Source organism: Spiroplasma melliferum KC3, from assembly GCF_000236085.2.
In the GTDB taxonomy this organism is placed as follows: Bacteria; Bacillota_I; Bacilli_A; order Mycoplasmatales; family Mycoplasmataceae; genus Spiroplasma; species Spiroplasma melliferum.
This window is the reverse complement of the sequence record NZ_AGBZ02000004.1, coordinates 259,300-283,082: the sequence shown is the minus strand read 5'-3', so window position 1 is coordinate 283,082 and position 23,783 is coordinate 259,300. Positions and strand designations below refer to the sequence as shown.

Genomic DNA, 23,783 nt, shown 5'->3' with positions numbered 1-23,783 from the left:
AGCTCTCGCTTTTTTGAAGTCCTCGACCTATTAGTATTGGTTAGCTGAACACGTCGCCGTGCTTACACACCCAACCTATCAACCTTGTCGTCTTCAAGGGGTCTTACTCCATAAAGGATGGGAAATCTCATCTTAAAGTATGCTTCTCGCTTAGATGCCTTCAGCGATTATCATTTCCACACATAGCTACCCAGCTGTGCCACTGGCGTGACAACTGGAGCACCAGAGGTGTGTCCATCCCGGTCCTCTCGTACTAGGGACAGATCTCTTCAAATTTCCTACGCCCACAACAGATAGGGACCAAACTGTCTCACGACGTTCTGAACCCAGCTCGCGTACCGCTTTAATGGGCGAACAGCCCAACCCTTGGAACCAACTTCAGCTCCAGGATGCGATGAGCCGACATCGAGGTGCCAAACCTCCCCGTCGATGTGAACTCTTGGGGGAGATCAGCCTGTTATCCCCAGGGTAACTTTTATCCGTTGAGCGACGGCCCTTCCACACGGGACCGCCGGATCACTAAGCCCAGCTTTCGCTCCTGTTCGACTTGTAAGTCTCACAGTCAAGCACCCTTCTACCTTTGCGCTCTATGTATGATTTCCGACCATACTGAGGGTACCTTTGGGCGCCTCCGTTACATTTTAGGAGGCGACCGCCCCAGTCAAACTACCCACCTGACACTGTCTCTGATCTGGCTTACAGATCTAGGTTAGGATTCCGACATAACAAGGGTGGTATTCCAAGGATGACTCCACAACAACTAGCGTTACTGCTTCAAAGTCTCCCACCTATCCTATACATGCTATATCAAAACCCAATATCAAGCTATAGTAAAGCTCCATGGGGTCTTTCCGTCTAGTTGCGGGTAACCTGCATCTTCACAGGTACTAAAATTTCACCGAGTCTGCAGCCGAGACAGCGAAGGGATCATTACGCCTTTCGTGCGGGTCAGAACTTACCTGACAAGGAATTTCGCTACCTTAGGACCGTTATAGTTACGGCCGCCGTTCACTGGGGCTTCGGTTCAAAGCTTCGCTAATGCTAACTAATCCCCTTAACCTTCCAGCACTGGGCAGGCGTCACCCCCTATACGTCGTCTTACGACTTTGCAGAGAGCTGTGTTTTTGCTAAACAGTTGCCCCTTCCTCTTCACTGCGGCTCATATTGCTATGAGCACCCCTTCTCGCTAACTTACGGGGTTATTTTGCAGAGTTCCTTAGCTACAGTTATCTCGCTTGCCTTAGGATTCTCTCCTTGACCACGTGTGTTCGTTCTAGGTACAGGCACCATATAAATAGTGCTAGAAGCTTTTCTTGGAAGCATGGAGTCATATACTTCGCTACTAGGCGAACCGTTCGCTCCCCATCACACTTCAAGGTTATGCAAGGCGGATTTGCCAACCTTACCCTCTTTGTGCTTAGCCCGGAATCCAATAACCGGGATATACTATCCTTCTCCGTCACTCCATCGCTCTATATGGTGGTACAGGAATATCAACCTGTTGTCCATCGACTACGCCTTTCGGCCTCGCCTTAGGTCCTGACTAACCCTGGGTGGACGAACCTTGCCCAGGAAACCTTGGTCAAACGGCATGAGGGATTCTCACCCTCAAACGTTACTCATGCCGGCATTCTCACTTCTAACCAGTCCAGCAGTCCTCACGGTCTACCTTCATCCCTGTTAGAACGCTCCCCTACCGCCCTGTATATAAATATACAAAACCCATAGCTTCGGTATTATGCTTAGCCCCGGTACATTTTCGGCGCAAAGTTACTCGACTAGTGAGCTGTTACGCACTCTTTAAAGGGTGGCTGCTTCTAAGCCAACCTCCTAGCTGTCTAAGCGACTTCACATCCTTACACACTTAGCATAAATTTTGGGACCTTAGCTGATGATCTGGGCTGTTTCCCTTACGTGCATGGACCTTATCACCCATGTACTGACTGCCGAGTATACAAAATTGGCATTCGGAGTTTAATTGCATTCAGTACCCCTAGGTGGGGCCATCATACATTTAGTGCTCTACCTCCAACTTGCTAACCTCGACGCTAGCCCTAAAGCTATATCGGGGAGAACCAGCTATCTCCAGGTTCGATTGGAATTTCACCCCTAGCCACAAGTCATCCGCGGTCTTTTCAACGAACGTCGGTTCGGTCCTCCATTAAGTTTTACCTCAACTTCAACCTGCTCATGGCTAGATCACCTGGTTTCGGGTCTATGACAACATACTAAACGCCCTATTAAGGCTCGCTTTCACTACGGCTCCGTATTTTCTACTTAACCTTGCATGCTATCATAACTCGCCGGCTCATTCTACAAAAGGCACGCCGTCACCCATTAACGGGCTCCGACTTCTTGTAGGCATATGGTTTCAGGTACTATTTCACTCCCCTCCCGGGGTGCTTTTCACCTTTCCCTCACGGTACTGGTTCACTATCGGTGAATAGGTAGTATTTAGCCTTACGCGGTGGTCCGCGTTGATTCCGACAAGATTTCACGTGTCTCGCCGTACTCAGGATTCCATTTCGAGTCTTGTCTATTTCGTATACGGGGCTATCACCCTCTACGGCATGGTTTCCCAACCATTTCTACTATAAACAAGTTTTGTAACTCTACTATTATGGTCCTACAACCCCAGATAAATCTGGTTTGGGCTGTTCCCCGTTCGCTCGCCGCTACTAAGAGAATCGCATTCGCTTTCTTTTCCTCTAGGTACTAAGATGTTTCAATTCCCTAGGTATACCTTCACTATAACTATTTATTCATTATAGGATGATGAGAGATTAATCTCACCGGGTTTCCCCATTCGGACATGTCCGGATCAAAGCTTACTTCCAGCTCCCCGAACCTTATCGCAGGTAGTCACGTCCTTCATCGTCTCCTATTCCCAAGGCATTCACCATACGCCCTTTGTAACTTCAAAGTTTTATAAATTATTTGACCTGATTTTAAATCAGTTTTTTGAGAATCATTTACAAATATAACTGTGAAATTTTAGTTATTTTTTAAAAATAACAGAAATTTTGAATTATTGTTATTTTAATCATGTGATTAAAATAACTAGATGTCTATTATCCAGTTTTCAAAGAACAATTCCAATAACATTTACTTGTTATTGTCAGAGAAACTAATCTCTGAAAACTAAACATAACGGTCATTAAAACTAGTTAATTACTATAAAGTATTAACTCCATAGAAAGGAGGTGATCCATCCGCACGTTCTCGTACGGATACCTTGTTACGACTTCACCCTAATCATCAATCCTACCTTGGGCGGCTTCCTCCTTGCGGTTAGAATACCGACTTCTGGTATTATCAACTCTCATGGTGTGACGGGCGGTGTGTACAAGACCCGAGAACGTATTCACCGCGACATTGCTGATTCGCGATTACTAGCGATTCCGGCTTCATGAGGGCGAGTTGCAGCCCTCAATCCGAACTGAGATCGGCTTTTTCAGATTAGCTCCCTCTTACGAGATCGCAACTTTTTGTACCGACCATTGTAGCACGTGTGTAGCCCAAGACATAAGGGGCATGCTGATTTGACGTCATCCCCACCTTCCTCTAGCTTACACTAGCAGTCCCGTTAGAGTATCTCAACTTAATGGAGTAACTAACGGCAAGGGTTGCGCTCGTTACTGGACTTAACCAAACACCTCACGGCACGAGCTGACGACAACCATGCACCACCTGTCTCAATGTTAACCTCCACTGTATTTCTACAGCTTTGCACTGGATGTCAAGCCTTGGTAAGGTTCTTCGCGTTGCTTCGAATTAAACCACATGCTCCACCGCTTGTGCGGGTCCCCGTCAATTCCTTTGAGTTTCACTCTTGCGAGCATACTACTCAGGCGGAGTACTTAATGCGTTAACTGCAGCACCGAACTTAGTCCGACACTTAGTACTCATCGTTTACGGCGTAGACTACTAGGGTATCTAATCCTATTTGCTCCCTACGCTTTCGTGCCTAAACGTCAGTGATAGGCCAGTCGACCGCCTTCGCCACTGGTGTTCCTCCATATATCTACGCATTTCACCGCTACACATGGAATTCCATCGACCTCTCCTACACTCTAGCTTAACAGTTTTCAAGGCGAACTGGAGTTGAGCTCCAGGATTTGACCCCAAACTTGTTAAACCGTCTGCGCACGCTTTACGCCCAATAAATCCGGATAACGCTTGCCACCTATGTATTACCGCGGCTGCTGGCACATAGTTAGCCGTGGCTTTCTGGTAAGGTACCGTCAAATAAGTATCATTTCCTATACTTACTGTTCTTCCCTTACAACAGACCTTTACAATCCGAAGACCGTCTTCAGTCACGCGGCATTGCTCCATCAGGCTTTCGCCCATTGTGAAAAATTCCCTACTGCTGCCTCCCGTAGGAGTTCGGGCCGTGTCTCAGTCCCGATGTGGCCGATCAACCTCTCAGTTCGGCTACGTATCATTGTCTTGGTAGGCCATTACCCCACCAACTAACTAATACGCCGCATCCTCATCCATTAGTGATCCAAACGGACCTTTTAACATTCTCTGATGCCAGAAAATGTCGTATGCGGTATTAGCAGTCGTTTCCAACTGTTATCCCCCGCTAATGGGTAGATTAGATACGTGTTACTCACCCGTTCGCCACTGGGTGCAAGCACCCCGTTCGACTTGCATGTATTAGGCATGCCGCCAGCGTTCATCCTGAGCCAGGATCAAACTCTCATTAAAAAATATCGTTTTTGTTCCTAGCTTTAATGACGGATATTCATTGATTAAATGATTATCTTTTGTTGTTATGTTTAGTTTTCAAAGATCGTTATTGTGTCAGCAAAACACCTTTCAAATCATACAAAATTATGCGTTTATTGTCAATAACTTTTGACTCTTTTTTTCATATTTTTAGTATTTTTTTTGATAATGCAAGTAAGTATTTATTATGATTAAGTAATAAATTACTCCCAACTGACACCTTTATAAGTATATAAAATCCTCATTTTTTTGCAAGCGTTTTTAGTAAAAATATTAATTTTTTTTACAAAAAAATAATTACTTAAAAAGAGTTTATTTTAGCCTTTTTTCATTGAAACTATTGTTTATTTACTACTAAATTTTAACTTTTTTATATAAAAAGCCATTTCAAAGGAAATGGCTAATTGGTATTAAGTTAATAATATTAATAATGTTAGTTAAAACTGCTTAAATACGTAACACGGTCAGCAATTATATCGTTATAATAATTTTCTTAATCAAAATTATTGGAACGAAATGATTGAATTCGCCCTTTGACGGCAATAATTGCTTTATCACGTAAACTAATATCTAAATCATCGATATTATTTGTTCATACTTTAACATTAACTAAATCACTGTCATAGTTACCATCTTTATTTTTAAAAGGTCGCTGAATCTTTAGTAAAAATTTCATTAGTTTTCGTTCTGCTTCTTTTTTATCATAAATAATTTCATAAGTTCCTTCTACTTGCCCAACCAATATTACTTGATTCATTCTTTATCATCCTTTCTAAAAACAACCAATATAACTCAATACTTAAAAGAATTATAAAAAACTTTTTTCAAAAGTAAGAAAAAAATTCACAAAAAGCATTGTTATTTTTGTTTTAAAAAATCAGGCCCTTTTTGAATTTCAACTTTAGATAACCCGGGATAATCTAATTGACGCATAATTTCATAACCAACAATTCCAACTGTATTAGCAACATTTAAACTACGAACTTTTTCTGACATTGGAATGCGAAAAGTTCGTGCTAAATGTTCTTTCAAAATTGCTGTTGGAATACCAGTTGATTCACGTCCAAATAAAATAAAAATTTTTTCATCCTTGGTAAAATCAATTGCACTATGTGGCTGTTGAGCATAACGAGTTGCACAATATAATTTAAGATTTGGATTTAATTGCAAAAAATGATTTCAATCATTATATGTTTCATAATCAGCAAACTCAACATAATTTGCACTACTACGAGTAATAAATCGTTCATCAAAAATAAATCCAAATGGTTCAATTAAATGTAATTTAGCATTAATTGCAACACAAGTTCGCATAATGGCTCCAACATTTTGTGCAATTTCTGGTTCAAATAAAATAATGTTAATTTTTTTTGTTGTTTTCATCTTTTCCTCCTAATCATCATTTTTTAAACATCTGAAAAGCCTTTGAACGATGTGAATACTTATTTTTTTCTATTATAGTTAATTCAGCATAAGTTTGGCCAATTTCAGGTAAGAAAAAAATGGCATCATAACCAAAAACATTAGTACCACTTGGTTCTTCAGTAATAAGGCCTTTTGTTACTCCACGGAAATATCTTGTTTCGTTTGTAATTGGATTAATATAACATAAAACACAAACTGCTTGTGCATCACGTTGTTCTAGTGACCGACATTTTTCAATTAATAAATTATTAATAATATTATTATCAGTAATTGGTTCTGCTCAACGGCGAGTATTAACACCAGGAAAATTTCCTAAACCAATAATTTCTAACCCAGAATCATCCGCTAATACTGGCTTATTTAACATTTTACTTAAATAATCAGCTTTTAAAAATGCATTTTCTTCAAAGGTTGTTCCTGTTTCAGGAATTTCAGGCACAGGTGTTGTTAAATCTAATAATGATTTAACAATTATATTAATACCTTCAAACATTTCTTTAAATTCTCGTACTTTGTTCTTATTACTAGTAGCAATCCAAATTTCTTCCATTTTTTATTTCCCCGCTTTTCTTTACTATATATATTGTATAATAAAATTAATAATATATATCATACAGAATGGAAGTCAGAAATATGATGAAATACCAAATTAAAGCAAAATTAAATTTAGGTATTACGAACCAAAATTATCAAAGTATTGATAATCTTTTTATCCGTTATAGTAGTCCTTTCACTAATTTATTCATTGATCATCAAAATGAAATTTTTGTTTTAGAACAAATTAAAAATAGTGATTTAACATTACCAATTGTTGATTATGGTTATGATGGTGAGCATTTCTTTTTGGTTACACCATATTATCCAACTTTGCAATCCCTTAGTATGGTTAAGCTTACAAACCAAGTCCTAACCCAAGTTGCTACAATAATTAAACAATTATGAGAAACTAAAATTAATACAAATAATCAAATTAAAACATTTAATCCCAAACAATTTTTAATAACATTAAAATCGGCAATTTGTAAGCAATTGGTCAATTTAACAACATATGAAAAAAATCTTGATTATTCAAAATTGCAACCAACAGAACTTGTTTTATGCCATAATGACTTAAATAGTGGCAATTTAGTTTTTTTAAATCAAAAACTCTACTTAATTGATTTTGAATATGCAATGTTAAATGATAAATTTTTTGATATTGCTTCATTTGCTTCTGAAACATTAACAACAAAAGCTGAACAAACTTATTGATTTAATCTTTTTAATTTAACACCACAGCAACAAGAAAAAGTAGCAGCATGAATGTATTACCAAAACATTCTATGAATTTATTGAGCGAATTATATGTATGAACAAACAAAAGAAAAAATTTTCTTAACAATTATTGATTTAAAATTAACTAATTTACAAAAAAATAATTAGGGTTCTTTTTTTGTTACTGCTGAATCAACCGGTGAATTATTGCTTTCTTTTTCATTGCTAACTGGTAATCCAGATTGTTTCCGATTTTTTTTCATTTGAAAATATCCACGAAGATTACGCATTCATACGGTTATAAATGTCCCAACAAAAATAGCACCTAAGAGAAAAAGAAATGATACTAAACAACGATATAAAATCTTATCTCATCCTCATCAATATCCAGTTAAGTAAATGCCATATAGCATTCAAGATAATGCAATTGTATAAGTAAACTGGTCAGCTTGATGAAAATGAAAATAAAATCCCAGACAAGTTAATAAAAAAACACTAAAAACCATTGTTAAACCAAAACCAATTCCAATTCCAACATCATAATGGTAGGTAAAACTTAAGTCCGGAGAAGTTAAAAAAAACAATAATAAAAATGGCCCTACTGCTTCAATAATTAAAAATAAAAAACTTTTTCAAAACACTGTTCGTGAAGCATGAAATTCTAAATCATGTTGCATTTCTGGTGGTAAATGTTCTCAATTACTAGTAGACTCTTTTTTATTATTGTTTTTAATGACTTTCATAAGAATTACTAACTCCTCTTTTGCACCTTACCCTTTTATTTTAACATAAAAAAAAATGTTAAACTAACAATTAATATCATGGAGCAGGTGAAGGGAATCGAACCCTCACAGTCAGCTTGGAAGGCTGAAGTTCTACCATTAAACTACACCTGCATTTTAATTTTAAATTTTATCCTAAACTACAGTAATATATATACCACTGTCTTGACATAATGTCAATTTTTTTTAAATAAAATAAATGGTACCCGAGACCGGACTTGAACCGGTACAGTTGTAAAACCGACGGATTTTAAGTCCGTTGCGTCTACCTATTCCGCCACTCGGGCATATATTTTTATAAATGGTCTCCTGTAAAGGACTTGAACCTTTGACCCACTGGTTAAAAGCCAGTTGCTCTACCGACTGAGCTAACAGGAGACAATGGCTGGGCTAGCTGGATTTGAACCAGCGCATGAAGGAGTCAAAGTCCTTTGCCTTACCGCTTGGCTATAGCCCAAAATATATATAAAGATGGTGGAGGGGGAGGGATTCGAACCCCCGAACCCGAAGGAGCTGAGTTACAGTCAGATGTGTTTGGCCACTTCACTACCCCTCCAAAGAATGGTGCTGGCTAGAAGAATCGAACTCCCAACCTACTGATTACAAGTCAGTTGCTCTACCTATTGAGCTAAGCCAGCAGAAATCATTAATGGTCGGGTGTAACGGACTTGAACCGCTGACCACCTGCTTGTAAGGCAGGCGCTCTCCCAACTGAGCTAACACCCGATGACACAATTTAAGTATTGTGTTGAAACCTTTTTAATTTTATATAAAACAATAATTTTTGTCAATTAAAATATTATTAATTTTATTTTTTTTAAAAAGATTATATTCTTTAAAGTAACTAATAAAAAATGGATTTTAGTGTTATAAAATCCATTTTAAAACTTTTATTAATACTGACGCTGCGTATGATCAGATGCTTTATATTGTGGAATGTTAATCATGTAACCATCTTCACGACGTCATAATCCTTTAATTACTTTTGTAATTAGATAAATCATAAAGATTGTTCCAATTAAAGTTGCTGTAAAGTTTAAAATATTAGCAAAAATTGATAATCCATTCTGTCCTTTTTGAAATATACGGCTAAATGCTTCAATTAGTTTTAGTAATGCCGTAATAATTTGAATCACTAACATTATTGTAACTAAAATAGTATAAATAGTTGAAACGAAACGTAATCATTTTCCATAAGAAGTTTCAGCCATCATATTAGCGACAACTTTATTACTATAAAAGCCAGGGACAAAAATTAAACTTAAAACACTAACAGCAGCTAAAACTCCCATCATAATGGCAAAATTTTGTTTTGAGTTTCCAACTCAAGTTTTATCTGTTGCTTTGTTGTAAAAAATCATAATTGCAACAATACTAGCAATAGCTGATACTAATCAAGCAGTTCCTAAATAACGTACAATCACAACACGGGCATTTTTTGTAGCTTTAACATCAGTATCTGGTAATCATGTTAATGCAAATGGTGCAAAAAAGCCACCAAGTGATAATGATAATACCGCTAAACTTCATTTGTTTGCACATAATTCGGCATCAGTACTGCTAATTGCATAGCGGATTAAACCAATATTACAAATTATTGTTGTAAAAAATGAAAAAATCACTATTAGTAAAAGTATAACTTTAGGACTTGTTAAATATGCATATGAATCCATTAATCAAGTATTTGCAGCATTGATATCACCGGGAAAAGTCCCATTGTTATATCGGCCTAAATAATAAAAGTAAGCCCCTCCTGCTATTGCCATTCCAGCAATACCTACAATACTTGATAACACAATTCAAAATCTAGTAAAACCAAAATTTCTTGTCATCATTTGTATAATCACTATTCCTTTCTACAATTACATAATTAATTATATGCCGGTTTTAAGATGATTACAAGATATTTTTTTATTCTTTTTTAAAAAGAAAACTCGGGTTTTTCGCCTTATTTTATGGTACATTTAATAAGTGAGGTGAAATTAAAATAATGAAAGCATTTGATTATGAAGACATTCAATTAATTCCAGAATTATGTGTTGTCAATTCTCGAAAAGAATGTGATACAACTGTTAAATTAGGAAAACATACTTTTAATTTACCTGTCGTCCCTTCAAATATGGCAACGGTAGTTAATGAAGAATTATGTGAAAAATTAGCAGAAAAAAATTATTTTTACATTATGCATCGTTTTAACGTAGATCAAGTTAAGTTTATTAAACATATGAAAAGTAAAAACTTAGTTACATCAATTTCAGTTGGGGTTAAATCAGATGATGTTGCATTAATCGAAACATTAAAAAAAGAGCAATTAGTACCTGACTATATTACAATTGATATTGCTCACGGTCATGCTTTTAGTGTAAAAAAAATGATTGAACATATCCGTAAACATTTAGGTCATGAAACATTTATTATTGCAGGTAATGTTGGAACGCCAAAAGCTGTTCGTGATTTAGAACAATGAGGCGCTGACGCAACAAAAGTTGGAATTGGACCGGGCAAAGTATGTATTACTAAATTAAAAACTGGTTTTGGTAATGGTGGATGACAATTATCTGCTGTTAAATGATGCAGTAAAGGTAGCTCAAAACCAATTATTGCTGATGGTGGATTACGGGTTAATGGTGATATTGCAAAATCAATCCGAATGGGCGCAACAATGTGCATGATTGGGAGTTTATTTGCTGCACACCAAGAATCACCTGGTAAACAAGTTGATAATAATGGTATTAAATATAAAGAATATTTTGGCTCAGCAAGTGAATATAATAAAGGTGAAAAACGTTATGTTGAAGGTAAAAAAGAATTAATTGAAATTCGTGGCAGCATTTTTGAAACATTACGTGAAATGACAGAAGATTTGCAATCATCAATTTCATATGCTGGGGGTAAAGATCTTTCGGCCATTAAAAAAGTTGATTATGTAATTTTAAAAGATAGTAATTTTTAAAAAAAATCCCATTTAAAATGGGATTTTTTTAACGAAAACTACGTGATTGTTCTTGTTTATAACGTCTTTTTTCTTTTTTGCTCATTCAGTGTTCACGTTTTCGGGCTTCTTTTCTTTTAACTGAAGAAACCTTGTTAAATCGTTTTAACGCTTTGTCTAGCGGTTCTCCTGCTTTGACAACAACAGTAGCCATAATATTTCAACTCCTAAAACTATATAAATTAACAATATCATCTTATCACACTTTTTTTAACAAAACAAACTTTTCTGATTTTATGTATGCATAAAATTAAAATATTTATTGGGATGTAAATATTTAAATTAATCTCCTAATATTCATATCATAAATTACCTTAATAACATATTTTTATTCTTTTTTAACCTTTGTTAAAATTTCATAATTATTATTACCAATTGCTAATTTTTCTTGAACAACTGTTTTAATTTTTTGCGATAAAAAAAGAAACCCTGCCATTGCCTGTTCATAATCTGTTATAACAATTTCTTGAAAAAGACCTTTTTCAAGACAAAGTCCTTTTATTTTATATGATTGTCATATCCTTTGACATAAATTTGGTATTAATGTTATTAAATCTGAAATAGGTAACACTACATTAAAATTACGATTAAGATACTGTTGGAAGACACTTTGACAATTTATCCAGCCATAATTTAATTTAAAAAGATCTTTTGTACTACGTTGATAAATTATTGTTGTTCTTGTTTTAACATCAACATAAAAATCATTTCTTTGAACTAATAAACCATAATGTTGCTTAATCGTTATCCATTTTAATTTAGGAAAATCAGTCATAATTGTTATTCGCTCAGGTCCACTACAAACAAAATTTTGAATAAGCGAAATCTGGTTTTTACTAAAATCTAATTCTAAATTATTTAAATAAATTAATAAACTTTTTAAATTAATTAATTTATTGTGTTCAATTAATCGCGTTTTAACAATATTTAAATTTCCTTCCATTTGTTCTTGTGCAAAATTTCCCATTCATAAATAATATAATGTATCTAAATCATATACAATTAAATTAGGATTATTAAAAAGGCATTTACTACGATAATACATCTTAACGGTATAATTGCCTAATTCAAGTCGAAGATTAGCCATGTAAATGTTCCCACTTTTGTTGTGCTAATGTATTAAGTTTCGTATAAGGATAGTGTAACTTTAAAAAATCATAAATTCCTTGGTTTATTTTCATTAAAGCATAATGATTAGTTAAAAAATGCGTTATTGCTTTTTCAAATGATAATGGTGGAATAATGTTATTTGCAACTAAATAAATAAATGCCAAAGCACTAGTTTGACTAATCCCATCGTAACAAGCTAAAAATGTTGTTTCAAGTTTTGCTTTTGCATTTAAAAACTTTAAACCAGCAATAATTGCTCCTTTTGAAATATTATTAACATCATAATGATTATATTCTTTTAAAACTAGTTGATGTTCTCATAATAAATAACTTTTTTTCTTTGAAATAGCAGTTGAATCATCGCGTAATAAATCATAATAAATATCACTAATAATAACTTTATTCTCAATATCAGTCGGAATTAAAAAATAATTGCCAATTACTAAATTAGCAATTAGGTGTTTTCGTGGCATCAAATCCCTTCCTTTCTTCAAAATAGTTAATAAATTTAAAAACTAATTATATTCTATTCAGTTCTTTTCATAATTTTTATATTGTAATCGTAACAAAAACTAAAAACTTTTTCTTTATTATTTTTTCTTATTCTGTTTTCATTTTTTTCTAATTCGTGAACCTTTTATGCATTTAGTAAGTGAACATTGTTTTAGTTTAATGCGATATGTTAGGCCTTCTCATCAGTTATGAAAAAAATAATCTTGACCCCCTGGAAAAATAATAAAAAAAGTTAATAATGCAAGTAAAAAATAATAAACTCAAGCACTTTTTAAAAACAATAAATAACTTCTTAACATTACTATATTAAAATTATTACTTGTTCAAAATAATGTTCATAATAAATGAATTGAAAATGGTAAAAACATTTGCATAATTTGATAATGTAATTGATAAAGAATAATCGTTTGAACCAAACGATGATTAACAACAATATCGTTTGATGTTAATCAAACGGTTATTGTATTCTGCTGATAACGATAAGTTAATAAATCAATTCAACTTTTATAATAAAAAAGATATTTATATTCATAATTAAACACCATACCAATTGTCATAAATTTTTTGTCAAGTTGATAAAACAATATTACATTACTCATAAACTGACCATACATTGCTTTAAAACTAGCTAATACTAATAAAATTCCAAATCACACTGTTGCACAACAATAACTATATAAATATAAACTAACGTTAATTAATGTTTCATGGTGAGAAAACAATAAAAACGAAATTACATTATATTGACTTTCAATAGCAAATAACTGCAAAATAAACCCTGTAATTGTTTGAACAATGACACAAATAGTAAAAATAAAGACTGGTTTAATTTGGAATAACAAGAACAAAAATAACAGAAAAAAACCAAGTAAGTTAATTAGTAATGTTGTTTTATTGAAATGAATATTTGAACTAAATAAAACATAATGATCTTTTCCTAACAGAAAAAATAAAATTAAACTAACTAAAAATGTTAACAAAAAAATTTTAAAATTACCAATAAAAATTTTTTTAATAAAACTTCGTTTAATATTTAGTTTTGAAAAATCATATTGAAAATAAGTTACTATAATATTACCTAAAATAATTCCTCCTAGAATTGCTCCTAATGCTAGTTCTGTCTTTGCATGATTAAGGAAAATAAATGGATATAACAAAACCGGAACACAAAAACTAATCGTATAGCCAAGGTCTTTTAAGAAAAAAGTCATTATTAAAGCAAAAATAAATACTAGTCCAATTAAATAAACCGGTGATAAAAATTTAAACAAGAAAAATCATAAACTGTATAATCCATAGGAACTAATAAATAACGCTAAAAAAAGCAGTAACAAAAACAATGTTAAAAAATAAAAGATTGTTGTTTGCTGAATTTGCTGTTTTGGTTGTTTTTGTAATAAACATAAAAACAATAAAAATAATGCTGTTATTCCTAAAATAGCAAACGTAATAATCCCACTTAAGTTATAAATTAAATTTCTTTCTTGAAATAATAAGAAAGCACTAATAATTCCTCCAACAATTAATAAGAAAAGAAACATTCTACTAATTATAAGTAGAATTTTCTTTACTTTAGATCCAATAATTACCATTAAACTAACCGCATAATTTCTGCAACAATGGCATTAATTTCTGCATTATTCGTATATGTAAATGAATGTTTATTACCTCTATTATCGATATACACATATAAATAAACATTAACTGTTGTAGTTGTAATTTTAATTGCATGATTAATACCCGCTTTAATAGATGTTAAAGCAGACTGATAACTATCAAAATAAATGTAAGGAATAAGACCTTGGTCAGCACGAATTTGACTATAAATTCGATAGATATGATAAATACCATTTTGGATAATATTATCATAACCCATCACTCCATTATCTCAAGCATTAATTTCTTTTTTATTAATATATTTTCCCGTTAAAGTAACTGTTTTATGTAACTTTGCAATTGCATCTGCTTCACTTTCCGCAGAAACAACTTTGTTCCCCAAAACATCATAGGCAAAGTATTTTTTTAGTAAAATCCCTTGGTTATATTGAAACTGTTTCTCACGAGCATCAGCTTCTGTTGTTGCTAATGCCAATCCATCTTGGGATGATAAATCTTGAACATCAAGATAAGTATACATTAACCGTGTATCAACAATTCCTGTTAAGAAAAGATAATTATCTAACTGAGTCTTAGTAGCATAAAAATCATCACGTAATCAATATGTTGTTTCACCTTTTTCATTTGGGGTGGTTGGTCCTGCTAAAATTTGTGGTTTAAGTTTGGTATGATAATATTTTATACTTTCAGTTAATGAATATTTATTTCCTTGTTGGCCGTTAATATCATATAAAATATCAGCTTTAACTCCATATTCATTATAAAAACTGCCATTTTCATCTATTTGATCTAATTTTAAAAATTTTTCTTCATAAAAATTATTAAACCATAAATCATAAGCTTGTCGGACATATTGCGTTGGAATTTCATTTTTTGTTTTAATTCCTAATGGTAATTTTTCTCAACGATATAATTCATTTTTTGTTTTGCTTTCTTTATCATTATCGTATAACATAATTACTGATTCATACTTATTGCTTGTTGCTAACCGATCTCAATAAAAATCACTATAACTTCAACCACTCCCTGATTTAACTGGTAAATAAGTTATTTCATAAGTTCTACTACCACTTGTAAAAGTTTTTGTGTAATAGTATTTTCCAACCGACTTAATCCAATCATCATCTTGTTGGTGCTGTTCTCATTTACTTACATCAGAAAAATCTTTTTCATTAAGCACTCATTCTGATTCAATAATTGCAATTGTTTCACCCGCTTTAAATATTCTCTGTGAGCCATTTTCACTTACTTTAATTAAATTATCATTTCCGGGTGATAAAAAAATTGTTTGTTCTGTTTTAGTTGTTAAGAAATTGGCATAATTTAACCGTTGATTCATATTACTTGCATTTGTTCAAATTGGACGAAAATTATTAGCAACAACATTCCGTAAACTATCCCTTGTTCCATAAATTGGCACATATCCTGTAAATTCACTTGGGGCTAAATTATATCCCTCTGTTAAAATATTTTTTAAAGCACTTTGATCACGAAGATTAAAAGCATTATAATAACGGCCATTAATATAATAATATAGTGATTTACGTAATCCGCCTTGATAAATTAACCCTATTTTTGCTTCTTCTGGTGAATCATATCAATTAATAGCATCATAACTATATTTATTTTTAATATTTTTTGTATAAGTTTCTAATGCCGCTGTTCTTGTTAAACTAACATTTCCATATGCATCACGATAAATTAATTGATAATTATCAAAATTAATATCATAAATTTTATCCGGACTTAATGTTCGATATTGATAATCATTAATAATTTTCCCTGGATCAGATGACGTTTGAATTGTTTCAATTTGGTTATTTTTGATAATATAATTATCTAATTCTTGTTGGGAATAAAATTCTTGACCATCATAATTTCATGCTGTTTTTGTTTCAACTGCTGTTGATGAATTTTTAATCATTCGAAATAAGCCTGCCTCTGGTGATGATATTACTTCATTAAATGCTGTTGTGCTCATTATTGTACCAACTGGTCCTGTTGATAATGTTACACTTGCTAATATTCCTTTAAAGAAATTAATTGCCATTTTGAATTACCTCCCCTTTGCCATTCACAATTAGCGTATTATCTTTTACTCATTTATAAAAGTCACTCTCGCTATTAAATTGTAAAGTTCCAAAAAAGACATAATAATTAATTACTTTATTTGTTTTTAGCACAATATCTGAATTAGAATAAACATAATTCTTAGCATCTCCAACAGTTAAGAAATAACGTTCTTGTCCATTAAAAAGTACGCTATAAACCTTGCTTTGAGCACCAATTTGATGTTTTAACTTATCAAAACGAATTGTTTTAATTAAATCACTTTGTAAAATTGTTTTTCTTATTAAAACATTATTTTCAAGATAATGGTTTTGTTCTTTAAGTAAAGTTGCTTCATTATCATAATATTTAGTAATCCCTTCTAAATCTGTAAACTTATATTTAATAATAAATTGATTATTTGTAATCTTTGTTTTTAAACTATCCCGAGCATCAATCGGATTACTAAAAAAACTATTAATTCCATCAAAATACATTTTATTAATATTGTTTGCAAAATATTTCGTAAAAATATCATTCACAAATAACCTTAATTTTTTCAAAGCATCAGTCGGATTATTTTTATCTGCAACAATTTCTCGTATTTCTTGATTACTCATAACTGTAATATAATATGACCGTGTTGCTACAAACTTTGTTGGATTAGTTAAAATATATTCTTTTAAATATTGTCGTGCTTTATCCTTCCCAACAATAAGACTTCCTAACATCGTAAATAATTGTTTGCTCTCATCTTCAACATCACCGCTAATAATACTTCCATTTGAAAATAATTTTATTGGTGTTAAATTAACAACTTGACTTGGGTCTGTCCTTGCTAGTTGAATATTTAAAATTGGAATTTCAAATTCAGTTGTTTGATAATATAATTTTTGACCATTTCCCAAATCATTTTCATAAGTATTAAATTTAAATGGTGAAACAGCATTTCCAATATCTCACATTGCTTTTGCAATTTGTAAGCCAGCAGCAATTTTTCCTGCAAATTTAGCTATTTTTGAAACAGGTTGAAAACTAGTTTTCATATCTATTTTTGACCCATCATTATTAATTGCTAAATTTCCCCGTAATACCTCAGCAACTTTTTGAAAAGCTTCATGTGCTGATAATTTTTTCCCATCAATTTCATAATATTTTTGACCATGTTGGAAAAAAGTTTCATACGATGATAAAACTAATTTAATTTCACCCTCTGTTATTGCCTGTCCTAACCGATGAATTTTTTTAATTTTCCCATAAGCATCAAAAATTGTATCACCAATGGTTTGAATTTTATTAATGACATTTGTTAATTTATTTACTTTTGATGGTGATTGATAAATAAATTTCGATGGATTAATAAACATATGAATAATATCAGTGAATGTTAATTCTTGATTTGACACCGTATTATTCTGATTTTGAAAAATATCATCCAAACAATCTTCAAACATCATTGTATTAGCTTTAATAACATTTTTTAACATTGTTCGTAATAAATTAGTAAAAGCTAAGGTGTTTTCTTCATTTCCCGAATGATTAACTCTTAAGGTATAATTATGAACATTTTGTAAAAAAGCTAATGTTTTTTCTCAACGACTCATACCAGAAACTTTAATTAAATTTTCTTCTATTTCATCAAAGTAAAAACTATTTGTTTCTTCATTATATTTATCATTATTTGCAAGAATAAATCCCTTTTTAAACTTCTCTTCCCCATTTTCTGTCGCGGCAAAGAAATCTCTCTTAATATTTCAACTATTATCATCATTTGGTTTTTGTGAATTTAATTGAACATTAATAAAAGTTGAAAAAAGAACCAATGGTGTCATTAAAGCATTAATTGTATTTGAACTAATTTTTTGTCAATTATTTTTTAATCTATCAATTAATGTATTAAAACTAACATTAGTTTCAATATACAAGGGACCAGAAAAATTGCCACTTAAACCACGTGCATCAAGATTTAATCAATAAGTATCTTTCGGTGGACTATACCTTTTAATATAGTTTTTTTCATCATGCTGTGTTAATTGCATTTCTTGCAAATTAGGATGACTAAGTTTTGATCAACGATAACTATTATAATTATATTGAATATCGGTTGTTGATTCTAACCATGATAAAATTTGATCTTTGGTAAAAAAAGAACCTGCCATTTCATAACGATCTGTCTGAAACTTTTTTTCTAAATTTTTAAGAACAATATTTTCCAAGTATTGAACTGCTTCATATTTATTTTGAAATTCAATATTAGTCTCATTGTTACTAATATTTCCCAATTGATAAACTTTTTGATAATCATGATAAGTATTAATTGCATCTTGTTTGGATAAATAAGCATTACCATCTTTTCCTTGAAAAGAAGAAACCAATTGATCCAAACATTAAAGTTGGTCTTGGTAAAAATATGAATATTGGGTTACGATAAGTATCATACTCCTTAATTGGTGTTTTATTCATCATATCCATTTCTAACTGATTAAAATTATTCATCCCATAACTTTTATTATTATATAAGTAATAATTATTTTGTGTTGCATAAGATTGAACTTGCATATTGTAATTTACATATTCCATTAATTGTGTATTTGAGCGAAAGATATTACCATCAAATTTATAATAAACATTATTATTTGTTTTATCCCCAGCAACAATTGTAGAAACAGTAGCAATAACTGTTCCTACAGTTAAAATTGACATTGAACTAAAAATAGAAATTATTTTTTTAGATTTAAAAAAATTACTTACCATGGTTGTGGCTGTACATGAAAATATTTCATCCATAGTTCAGCGTCTCTTGTTACTGTTATTTGTGGATTATTCAAATAAGCAAATGTTAACTTTACTTTTGCACGAAATGCTTCATGAGAATAAGATTCCGGAGCTATTCCCAAATATTCATAACTATTTGCAGTAATTGTCAATTTCTTTTCAGGATAAAATCATTTTGTTGGAGTGTCATCTCTAGAAAGGCGTCTTGTATAATATTCTGAAATATCTGCTAAAATCTTCGGATTACTTTTTTCCAAATACTTTGTTTTTGGAAAATCGTCATTTCATGTAGCTAAAGGATTAATTAGTAATCGATTATTAAATTTCTCATATTTGTCTACTCAAATTTGATTGCTCTGATTAATGTAATAATCAACATATTTCTCAAGTCATTCTTGTTCTCCATACTGCTTAGTTTCTGTAAACTTTAATACTAAATTATTCTGTTGAAAATCAATCTTATTTTTATTGCTTTTGATTGAAACATTAAAAGTTATATCATAGGTTTGTCCTAAACGATAACCAGGATAAGTCTGAAGATTTAATGCTCTAAACTTATATTCAAATGAAACATAAGAAAAATAATTTCTAAACTTTTCCCCAAAAATTTGATCAAGTAAAAACTTATGAATGCTTGATACTGTTCCACCTGTCATTTTCTCCATTTCTTCTTCTGTTTGTTCTAATTCATCTTTGAAAAAGAATTCACCTTGATATTCAAACATTTTATTTTCTGCAAAAAATGCTCTTAAATTCTCATTTGTAATTGGTACTTTTTGATTATTTTCCCATTATTCACCGTTTCACAACTAACAACTGACCCCACGCCACTTGTTATTGACGTTAATAAAGACAAAAATCCTAAAATTTTCCTCATAAAAACTAATTCCTCCATATTTTAATATTTTGTTATCGTTTTTTCGTTTTTTCTTACGCAAAAAAAATGCTAAGTTTACATTAGTAATTAATAATTTAGTACTTAATTTTTTATTATTACTTGTTCAACATTTAACCCCACGTTATTTGCTGAATTGTAAAGAACTCTAACAATACTAAAAATCCTTATAAAAACTAGTTGTTTTGTAAAAATACATGTTTTTATTATTAATAAATTTTAAATATTATTAAAATAAATTTAATATAATTTAGTATAATTTGATATTTTATACCAAATGATATAATTTATTATATCTAACTTGAGCATAACATAACTTAATGTCAAAAAGCAACTTTTAATTTTACTTTTTTCATTGTCCCTTCAATTGAATACATTTTTATTCATAGTTCAAATGATATAACTTAATATATCCTAATATTTACCTTATCAAGAAAACTTAATAAATTTTTTGACAAAAAAAAAAAAAAAAAATTATGCTTGTATAATTTTTATTACAACAGAATCTTTAATCAACTTTTTTATATTCCATCCATATTTCATAACTAGCAGTAGCATTAATACGATTATCACTTTTACTAGTAAAAGTTAATGTTATTTTTGCACGAGCACCATTATTTTTATATAATCTGGCTGGTGTTTTCCCTAAATATTCATATTTTATGACATTAACATGAAATTGTTTATCTTTATAAAATCATAACCCGCCTGTTATATTTACATCATTTCATAAATTTGCATAATAATCTGAAAGTAGATTTAATACATATGTATCATTATTTTTCGTAAAAGCTACCTTTGAATTTTTGCTAGTTCATTGCGCATCAGGATGATATGGCAATGACCCATTTTTTTCATAACCCAAATATTTTCTTTGTCATAGATAAGTACTGCAATTTCTTAAATAATCTAAATAAACTTTTAATCACTTTTCATTATTATATTGTTTAGTTTCTTTAAATCTTAATACTAAGTTATCTTGTTGAAAATAAAATTGATTTTGAAAATCAATAATTAATTGAAAATGAAAATCATAAAATTGATTTAACTTATAACTAGGAAAATGAGTTAATTTTGCAATTTTAAAATAATATTCACTTGGTTTATAACTAAAATGTTTACGAATTTTTTGGCCTAAAGTTTGATCTAACAAACTTTTAAACATACGTTCAATGCGCCCTTTTGTCATACGGAAAGTTTCATTCTCTGTTTGAGTATCAGCATCTTTAAAAAAATATTCGCCCGTATATTCTAAGACATTGTTTTTTTCAAAAAAAGTTGTTAAGTTTGCAGTGGTAAGAGGCACTTTACGAACTATTATATCATTAATATTTTTACAAGCACAAACTGCTAAAAATGAAATAACCGGAAATAATATGGCATTCAACAACATTAAAAATTTTTTCATAATAATGTTTTTTCCCTTTCTAAATATGTTGCCTTGTTTTCATTATTTTATAATTTTTTACGCTCCAGTAAGTCTTTGTCAGTTTATGAAATTTATCTTTAATATCATTTCATTTTGTTATATTCTTAATTATTATATATACTATACTATATTAAGATATATCTTAAAAATATATCTATTTTAAAGATAACATAAAAACATTAAAAAAAGATAATTTTTAATAAAAAAAGTTTTTCACTTTTTCTAATTAAAGTAAAACTTATTATTTAAACATAATTTTACTTAAATTTTACTTTTATATTATTAAAAACTAATGAATTTAATAAAACTAGTAATTGACTAGCACCCATTACAATTGCGCCAATTAAAGGTGGAATAATGCCAAGAATTGCTAATGGAATTGAAATTAAATTATAACTAAAAGCTCAAAAAAAGTTTCATCAAATTAAACTTCGTGTTAATTTTGTTAACACAAATACCTTATAAATATTAAAAATACTTGGTTTAATAATTGTAATATCACTATTTTGAATGGCAACTTCACTACCTTGTCCCATTGCAATTGCAAAATCAGCTTGTTTTAAAGCAACTAAATCATTAATTCCATCGCCAACATAAGCAATAACATTTCCTGCTGCTTGAATTTCTGCAACAATTGTTGCTTTTGTTAATGGTGAAACATTAGCATAATAACTTGTAATCCCAACTTCATTAGCAATTGCCTTTGTTGTTTGTTCATTATCCCCACTAATCATATGCGTTACAATATGTTTTTTAGTAAACTTTGCAATTGCCAATTCTGCATCAAACCGAATTGTATCAGTTAAGATAATCACATTAGTAATTGTTTTATTAATTACAAGGGCAATTAAAATTGGATTAACAACAGTTATTTTTTGAACTGCTAATTCCATTTCATTTTGAAAACCTTTGGCTACTGCTGTTTGATAAGATAATAATTGATACATTTGATGCTGGTATATCCCACTCACACCAAGTCCAGGTTGTTCTTGAAATTTTTCAAAGATAATTTCATCTTGACAATTAGCAAAATAATGATGAATACTTCTTGCAATTGGATGTGCTGATAATTTTTCTAAATTATAAATGTATTTGATATTTTCTTCATCTCCTAATAAATCATGAACAGTTAATTGACCATTAGTAATTGTTCCTGTTTTATCAAAAGCAATAGCATCAATTTTAGTAATCTTTTCAAATGCATCTGTAGTATTAAAAATAACCCCTTCTTTTAAAGCTTTTCCAAACCCAACTGCAACTGCTAAGGGAGTTGCTAAACCTAATGCACAAGGACAACTAATAACAATGACAGTAATGGCAATATCAATTGCTTTTGCGATATCATAAGGATGAAAAACAAAATATTGACATAAAAAGGTAATAATTGCAATAATTAAAATAAATGGTGTAAATCATTTTGCAATTTGATCAGCAATTCGTTGAATTCGCGGTTTTTGACTTTGAATTTCATCAACTTTTTGTAAAATATTTGCTAAAAAAGTATCAGCACCAACTTTTTTTGCTTGACAATAAAATGGTTCTCCCATATTGACGGTTCCACCAATCACTTCATCACCAATTTGCTTTTCAATAATATTACTTTCACCAGTTAACATTGCTTCGTTTAAATATGCGATTCCTTTTGTAACAATTCCGTCAACTGGAATTTTTTCACCTTTTTTTATTAATAAAAGATCATTAACTTGGACATCTTTAGTATTAATAACATCAATGATTTGATCCTTCCCTATGCGGTTCGCGTGTTCAACTTGTAACGAAATAACGCTTTCAATTCCCATTGTTACTTTTCGTTGTACTCTTGTATTAATTAAATTACCTAATAACATAATCGTAATAATTGTTCCAGCAGTTTCAAATAATAACATATAATGACTACGTTCTGCAATCAAATAAATACTATAGCCATATGAAATTAATGTTCCCAAACCAATTAATGTATTCATTCCTAATAAATGCCAGCGAAATATTTCATTAAACATATTAATATAATAACGACGCCCACAATAAAATAAGATAATGCTAGCAAGGGTTAATTGTAATCATTCATTATGGAGCAATCCTAACCCTGGTATCATTCCCAATAATAAAGGAATGTCTAAAATTATCGCAATAATTAATTCATACAGATCTCGAATTTGCCGTTTTGTTAACTTTGCTTTTTGCTGCTTTTTCATTAAATAATAA

General features: G+C 30.9%; 17 protein-coding genes, 7 tRNA genes and 2 rRNA genes. 2 read left to right on the top strand and 24 right to left on the bottom strand.

The window, feature by feature from the left end:
- Positions 1-10 precede the first annotated feature (10 nt).
- The 5 genes from SPM_RS05695 to rdgB all read right to left on the bottom strand — a co-directional run bounded on the left by SPM_RS05695 (position 11) and on the right by rdgB (position 6,712).
- Positions 11-2,923: ribosomal RNA gene (locus SPM_RS05695) — 23S ribosomal RNA — on the bottom strand.
- Positions 2,924-3,196: 273 nt separating this feature from the next.
- Positions 3,197-4,716 (bottom strand): 16S ribosomal RNA (locus SPM_RS05690).
- The 16S and 23S rRNA genes sit together here, the layout of an rRNA operon.
- 514 nt (positions 4,717-5,230) lie before the next feature.
- The gene (locus tag SPM_RS05685) at positions 5,231-5,494 is read right to left on the bottom strand and encodes a single-stranded DNA-binding protein (RefSeq protein WP_004028663.1); all 264 of its coding nucleotides are present in this window, start codon (positions 5,492-5,494) and stop codon (positions 5,231-5,233) included.
- Positions 5,495-5,595: 101 nt separating this feature from the next.
- The gene (locus tag SPM_RS05680) at positions 5,596-6,120 is read right to left on the bottom strand and encodes a tRNA (cytidine(34)-2'-O)-methyltransferase (protein ID WP_004028662.1); all 525 of its coding nucleotides are present in this window, start codon (positions 6,118-6,120) and stop codon (positions 5,596-5,598) included.
- Positions 6,098-6,712, bottom strand: a complete 615-nt coding sequence (gene rdgB / locus SPM_RS05675; RefSeq protein WP_004028661.1) for an RdgB/HAM1 family non-canonical purine NTP pyrophosphatase — start codon at positions 6,710-6,712, stop codon at positions 6,098-6,100. Before rdgB ends, SPM_RS05680 begins: the two co-directional genes overlap by 23 nt.
- A gap of 83 nt (positions 6,713-6,795) precedes the next feature.
- Here rdgB and SPM_RS05670 point away from each other — a divergent pair, with 83 nt between their 5' ends.
- On the top strand, positions 6,796-7,584 hold the full coding sequence (locus tag SPM_RS05670) for a phosphotransferase (RefSeq protein ID WP_004572345.1): 789 nt from the start codon (positions 6,796-6,798) through the stop codon (positions 7,582-7,584).
- On the opposite strand, the gene SPM_RS05665 is transcribed toward SPM_RS05670, so the two are convergent.
- From SPM_RS05665 to SPM_RS05625, 9 genes are all read right to left on the bottom strand, one after another.
- Entirely contained in the window at positions 7,581-8,159 is a 579-nt protein-coding gene (locus SPM_RS05665; protein ID WP_004028659.1) for a DxFTY motif-containing membrane protein, read from the bottom strand. The two genes, SPM_RS05670 and SPM_RS05665, sit on opposite strands and share 4 nt — an antisense overlap.
- A gap of 79 nt (positions 8,160-8,238) precedes the next feature.
- Positions 8,239-8,312: transfer RNA gene (locus tag SPM_RS05660), tRNA-Gly, on the bottom strand.
- Between the two features lie 86 nt (positions 8,313-8,398).
- Positions 8,399-8,485 (bottom strand) — tRNA-Leu (locus tag SPM_RS05655).
- 15 nt (positions 8,486-8,500) lie between these two features.
- Positions 8,501-8,576 (bottom strand) — tRNA-Lys (locus SPM_RS05650).
- A gap of 4 nt (positions 8,577-8,580) precedes the next feature.
- Positions 8,581-8,655 (bottom strand) — tRNA-Gln (locus tag SPM_RS05645).
- Positions 8,656-8,670: 15 nt separating this feature from the next.
- Positions 8,671-8,754 (bottom strand) — tRNA-Tyr (locus tag SPM_RS05640).
- A 6-nt stretch (positions 8,755-8,760) separates the two neighbouring features.
- Positions 8,761-8,836, bottom strand: a tRNA-Thr gene (locus SPM_RS05635).
- 12 nt (positions 8,837-8,848) lie between these two features.
- Positions 8,849-8,924, bottom strand: a tRNA-Val gene (locus SPM_RS05630).
- Between the two features lie 167 nt (positions 8,925-9,091).
- Positions 9,092-10,045 (bottom strand): hypothetical protein, encoded by a 954-nt coding sequence (locus tag SPM_RS05625; RefSeq protein ID WP_239643302.1) that lies wholly within the window; start codon positions 10,043-10,045, stop codon positions 9,092-9,094.
- Positions 10,046-10,188: 143 nt separating this feature from the next.
- On the opposite strand from SPM_RS05625, the gene SPM_RS05620 reads away from it, so the two are divergent.
- On the top strand, positions 10,189-11,151 hold the full coding sequence (locus SPM_RS05620) for a GMP reductase (RefSeq protein ID WP_004028657.1): 963 nt from the start codon (positions 10,189-10,191) through the stop codon (positions 11,149-11,151).
- A 28-nt stretch (positions 11,152-11,179) separates the two neighbouring features.
- On the opposite strand, the gene rpsU is transcribed toward SPM_RS05620, so the two are convergent.
- From rpsU to SPM_RS05570, 10 genes are all read right to left on the bottom strand, one after another.
- Positions 11,180-11,344: a 30S ribosomal protein S21 gene (gene rpsU / locus SPM_RS05615; protein WP_004028656.1), complete on the bottom strand. Its 165-nt coding sequence runs from the start codon at positions 11,342-11,344 to the stop codon at positions 11,180-11,182.
- 174 nt (positions 11,345-11,518) lie between these two features.
- Entirely contained in the window at positions 11,519-12,277 is a 759-nt protein-coding gene (locus tag SPM_RS05610; protein ID WP_004028655.1) for a hypothetical protein, read from the bottom strand.
- Positions 12,270-12,773 (bottom strand): hypothetical protein, encoded by a 504-nt coding sequence (locus tag SPM_RS05605; protein WP_004028654.1) that lies wholly within the window; start codon positions 12,771-12,773, stop codon positions 12,270-12,272. The genes SPM_RS05610 and SPM_RS05605 overlap by 8 nt, the downstream gene beginning before the upstream one ends.
- A gap of 117 nt (positions 12,774-12,890) precedes the next feature.
- Positions 12,891-14,354: a hypothetical protein gene (locus SPM_RS05600; protein WP_239643301.1), complete on the bottom strand. Its 1,464-nt coding sequence runs from the start codon at positions 14,352-14,354 to the stop codon at positions 12,891-12,893.
- A 50-nt stretch (positions 14,355-14,404) separates the two neighbouring features.
- Positions 14,405-16,480: a hypothetical protein gene (locus tag SPM_RS05595; RefSeq protein ID WP_004028652.1), complete on the bottom strand. Its 2,076-nt coding sequence runs from the start codon at positions 16,478-16,480 to the stop codon at positions 14,405-14,407.
- Entirely contained in the window at positions 16,470-18,863 is a 2,394-nt protein-coding gene (locus SPM_RS05590; RefSeq protein ID WP_239643300.1) for a hypothetical protein, read from the bottom strand. The genes SPM_RS05595 and SPM_RS05590 overlap by 11 nt, the downstream gene beginning before the upstream one ends.
- Entirely contained in the window at positions 18,823-19,266 is a 444-nt protein-coding gene (locus SPM_RS05585; RefSeq protein ID WP_004028650.1) for a hypothetical protein, read from the bottom strand. Before SPM_RS05585 ends, SPM_RS05590 begins: the two co-directional genes overlap by 41 nt.
- Entirely contained in the window at positions 19,227-19,979 is a 753-nt protein-coding gene (locus SPM_RS05580) for a hypothetical protein (RefSeq protein ID WP_004028649.1), read from the bottom strand. The genes SPM_RS05585 and SPM_RS05580 overlap by 40 nt, the downstream gene beginning before the upstream one ends.
- A 678-nt stretch (positions 19,980-20,657) precedes the next feature.
- Positions 20,658-21,557, bottom strand: a complete 900-nt coding sequence (locus tag SPM_RS05575; RefSeq protein WP_004028647.1) for a hypothetical protein — start codon at positions 21,555-21,557, stop codon at positions 20,658-20,660.
- Positions 21,558-21,835: 278 nt separating this feature from the next.
- Positions 21,836-23,773 (bottom strand): heavy metal translocating P-type ATPase, encoded by a 1,938-nt coding sequence (locus SPM_RS05570; protein ID WP_004028646.1) that lies wholly within the window; start codon positions 23,771-23,773, stop codon positions 21,836-21,838.
- Positions 23,774-23,783 lie beyond the last annotated feature (10 nt).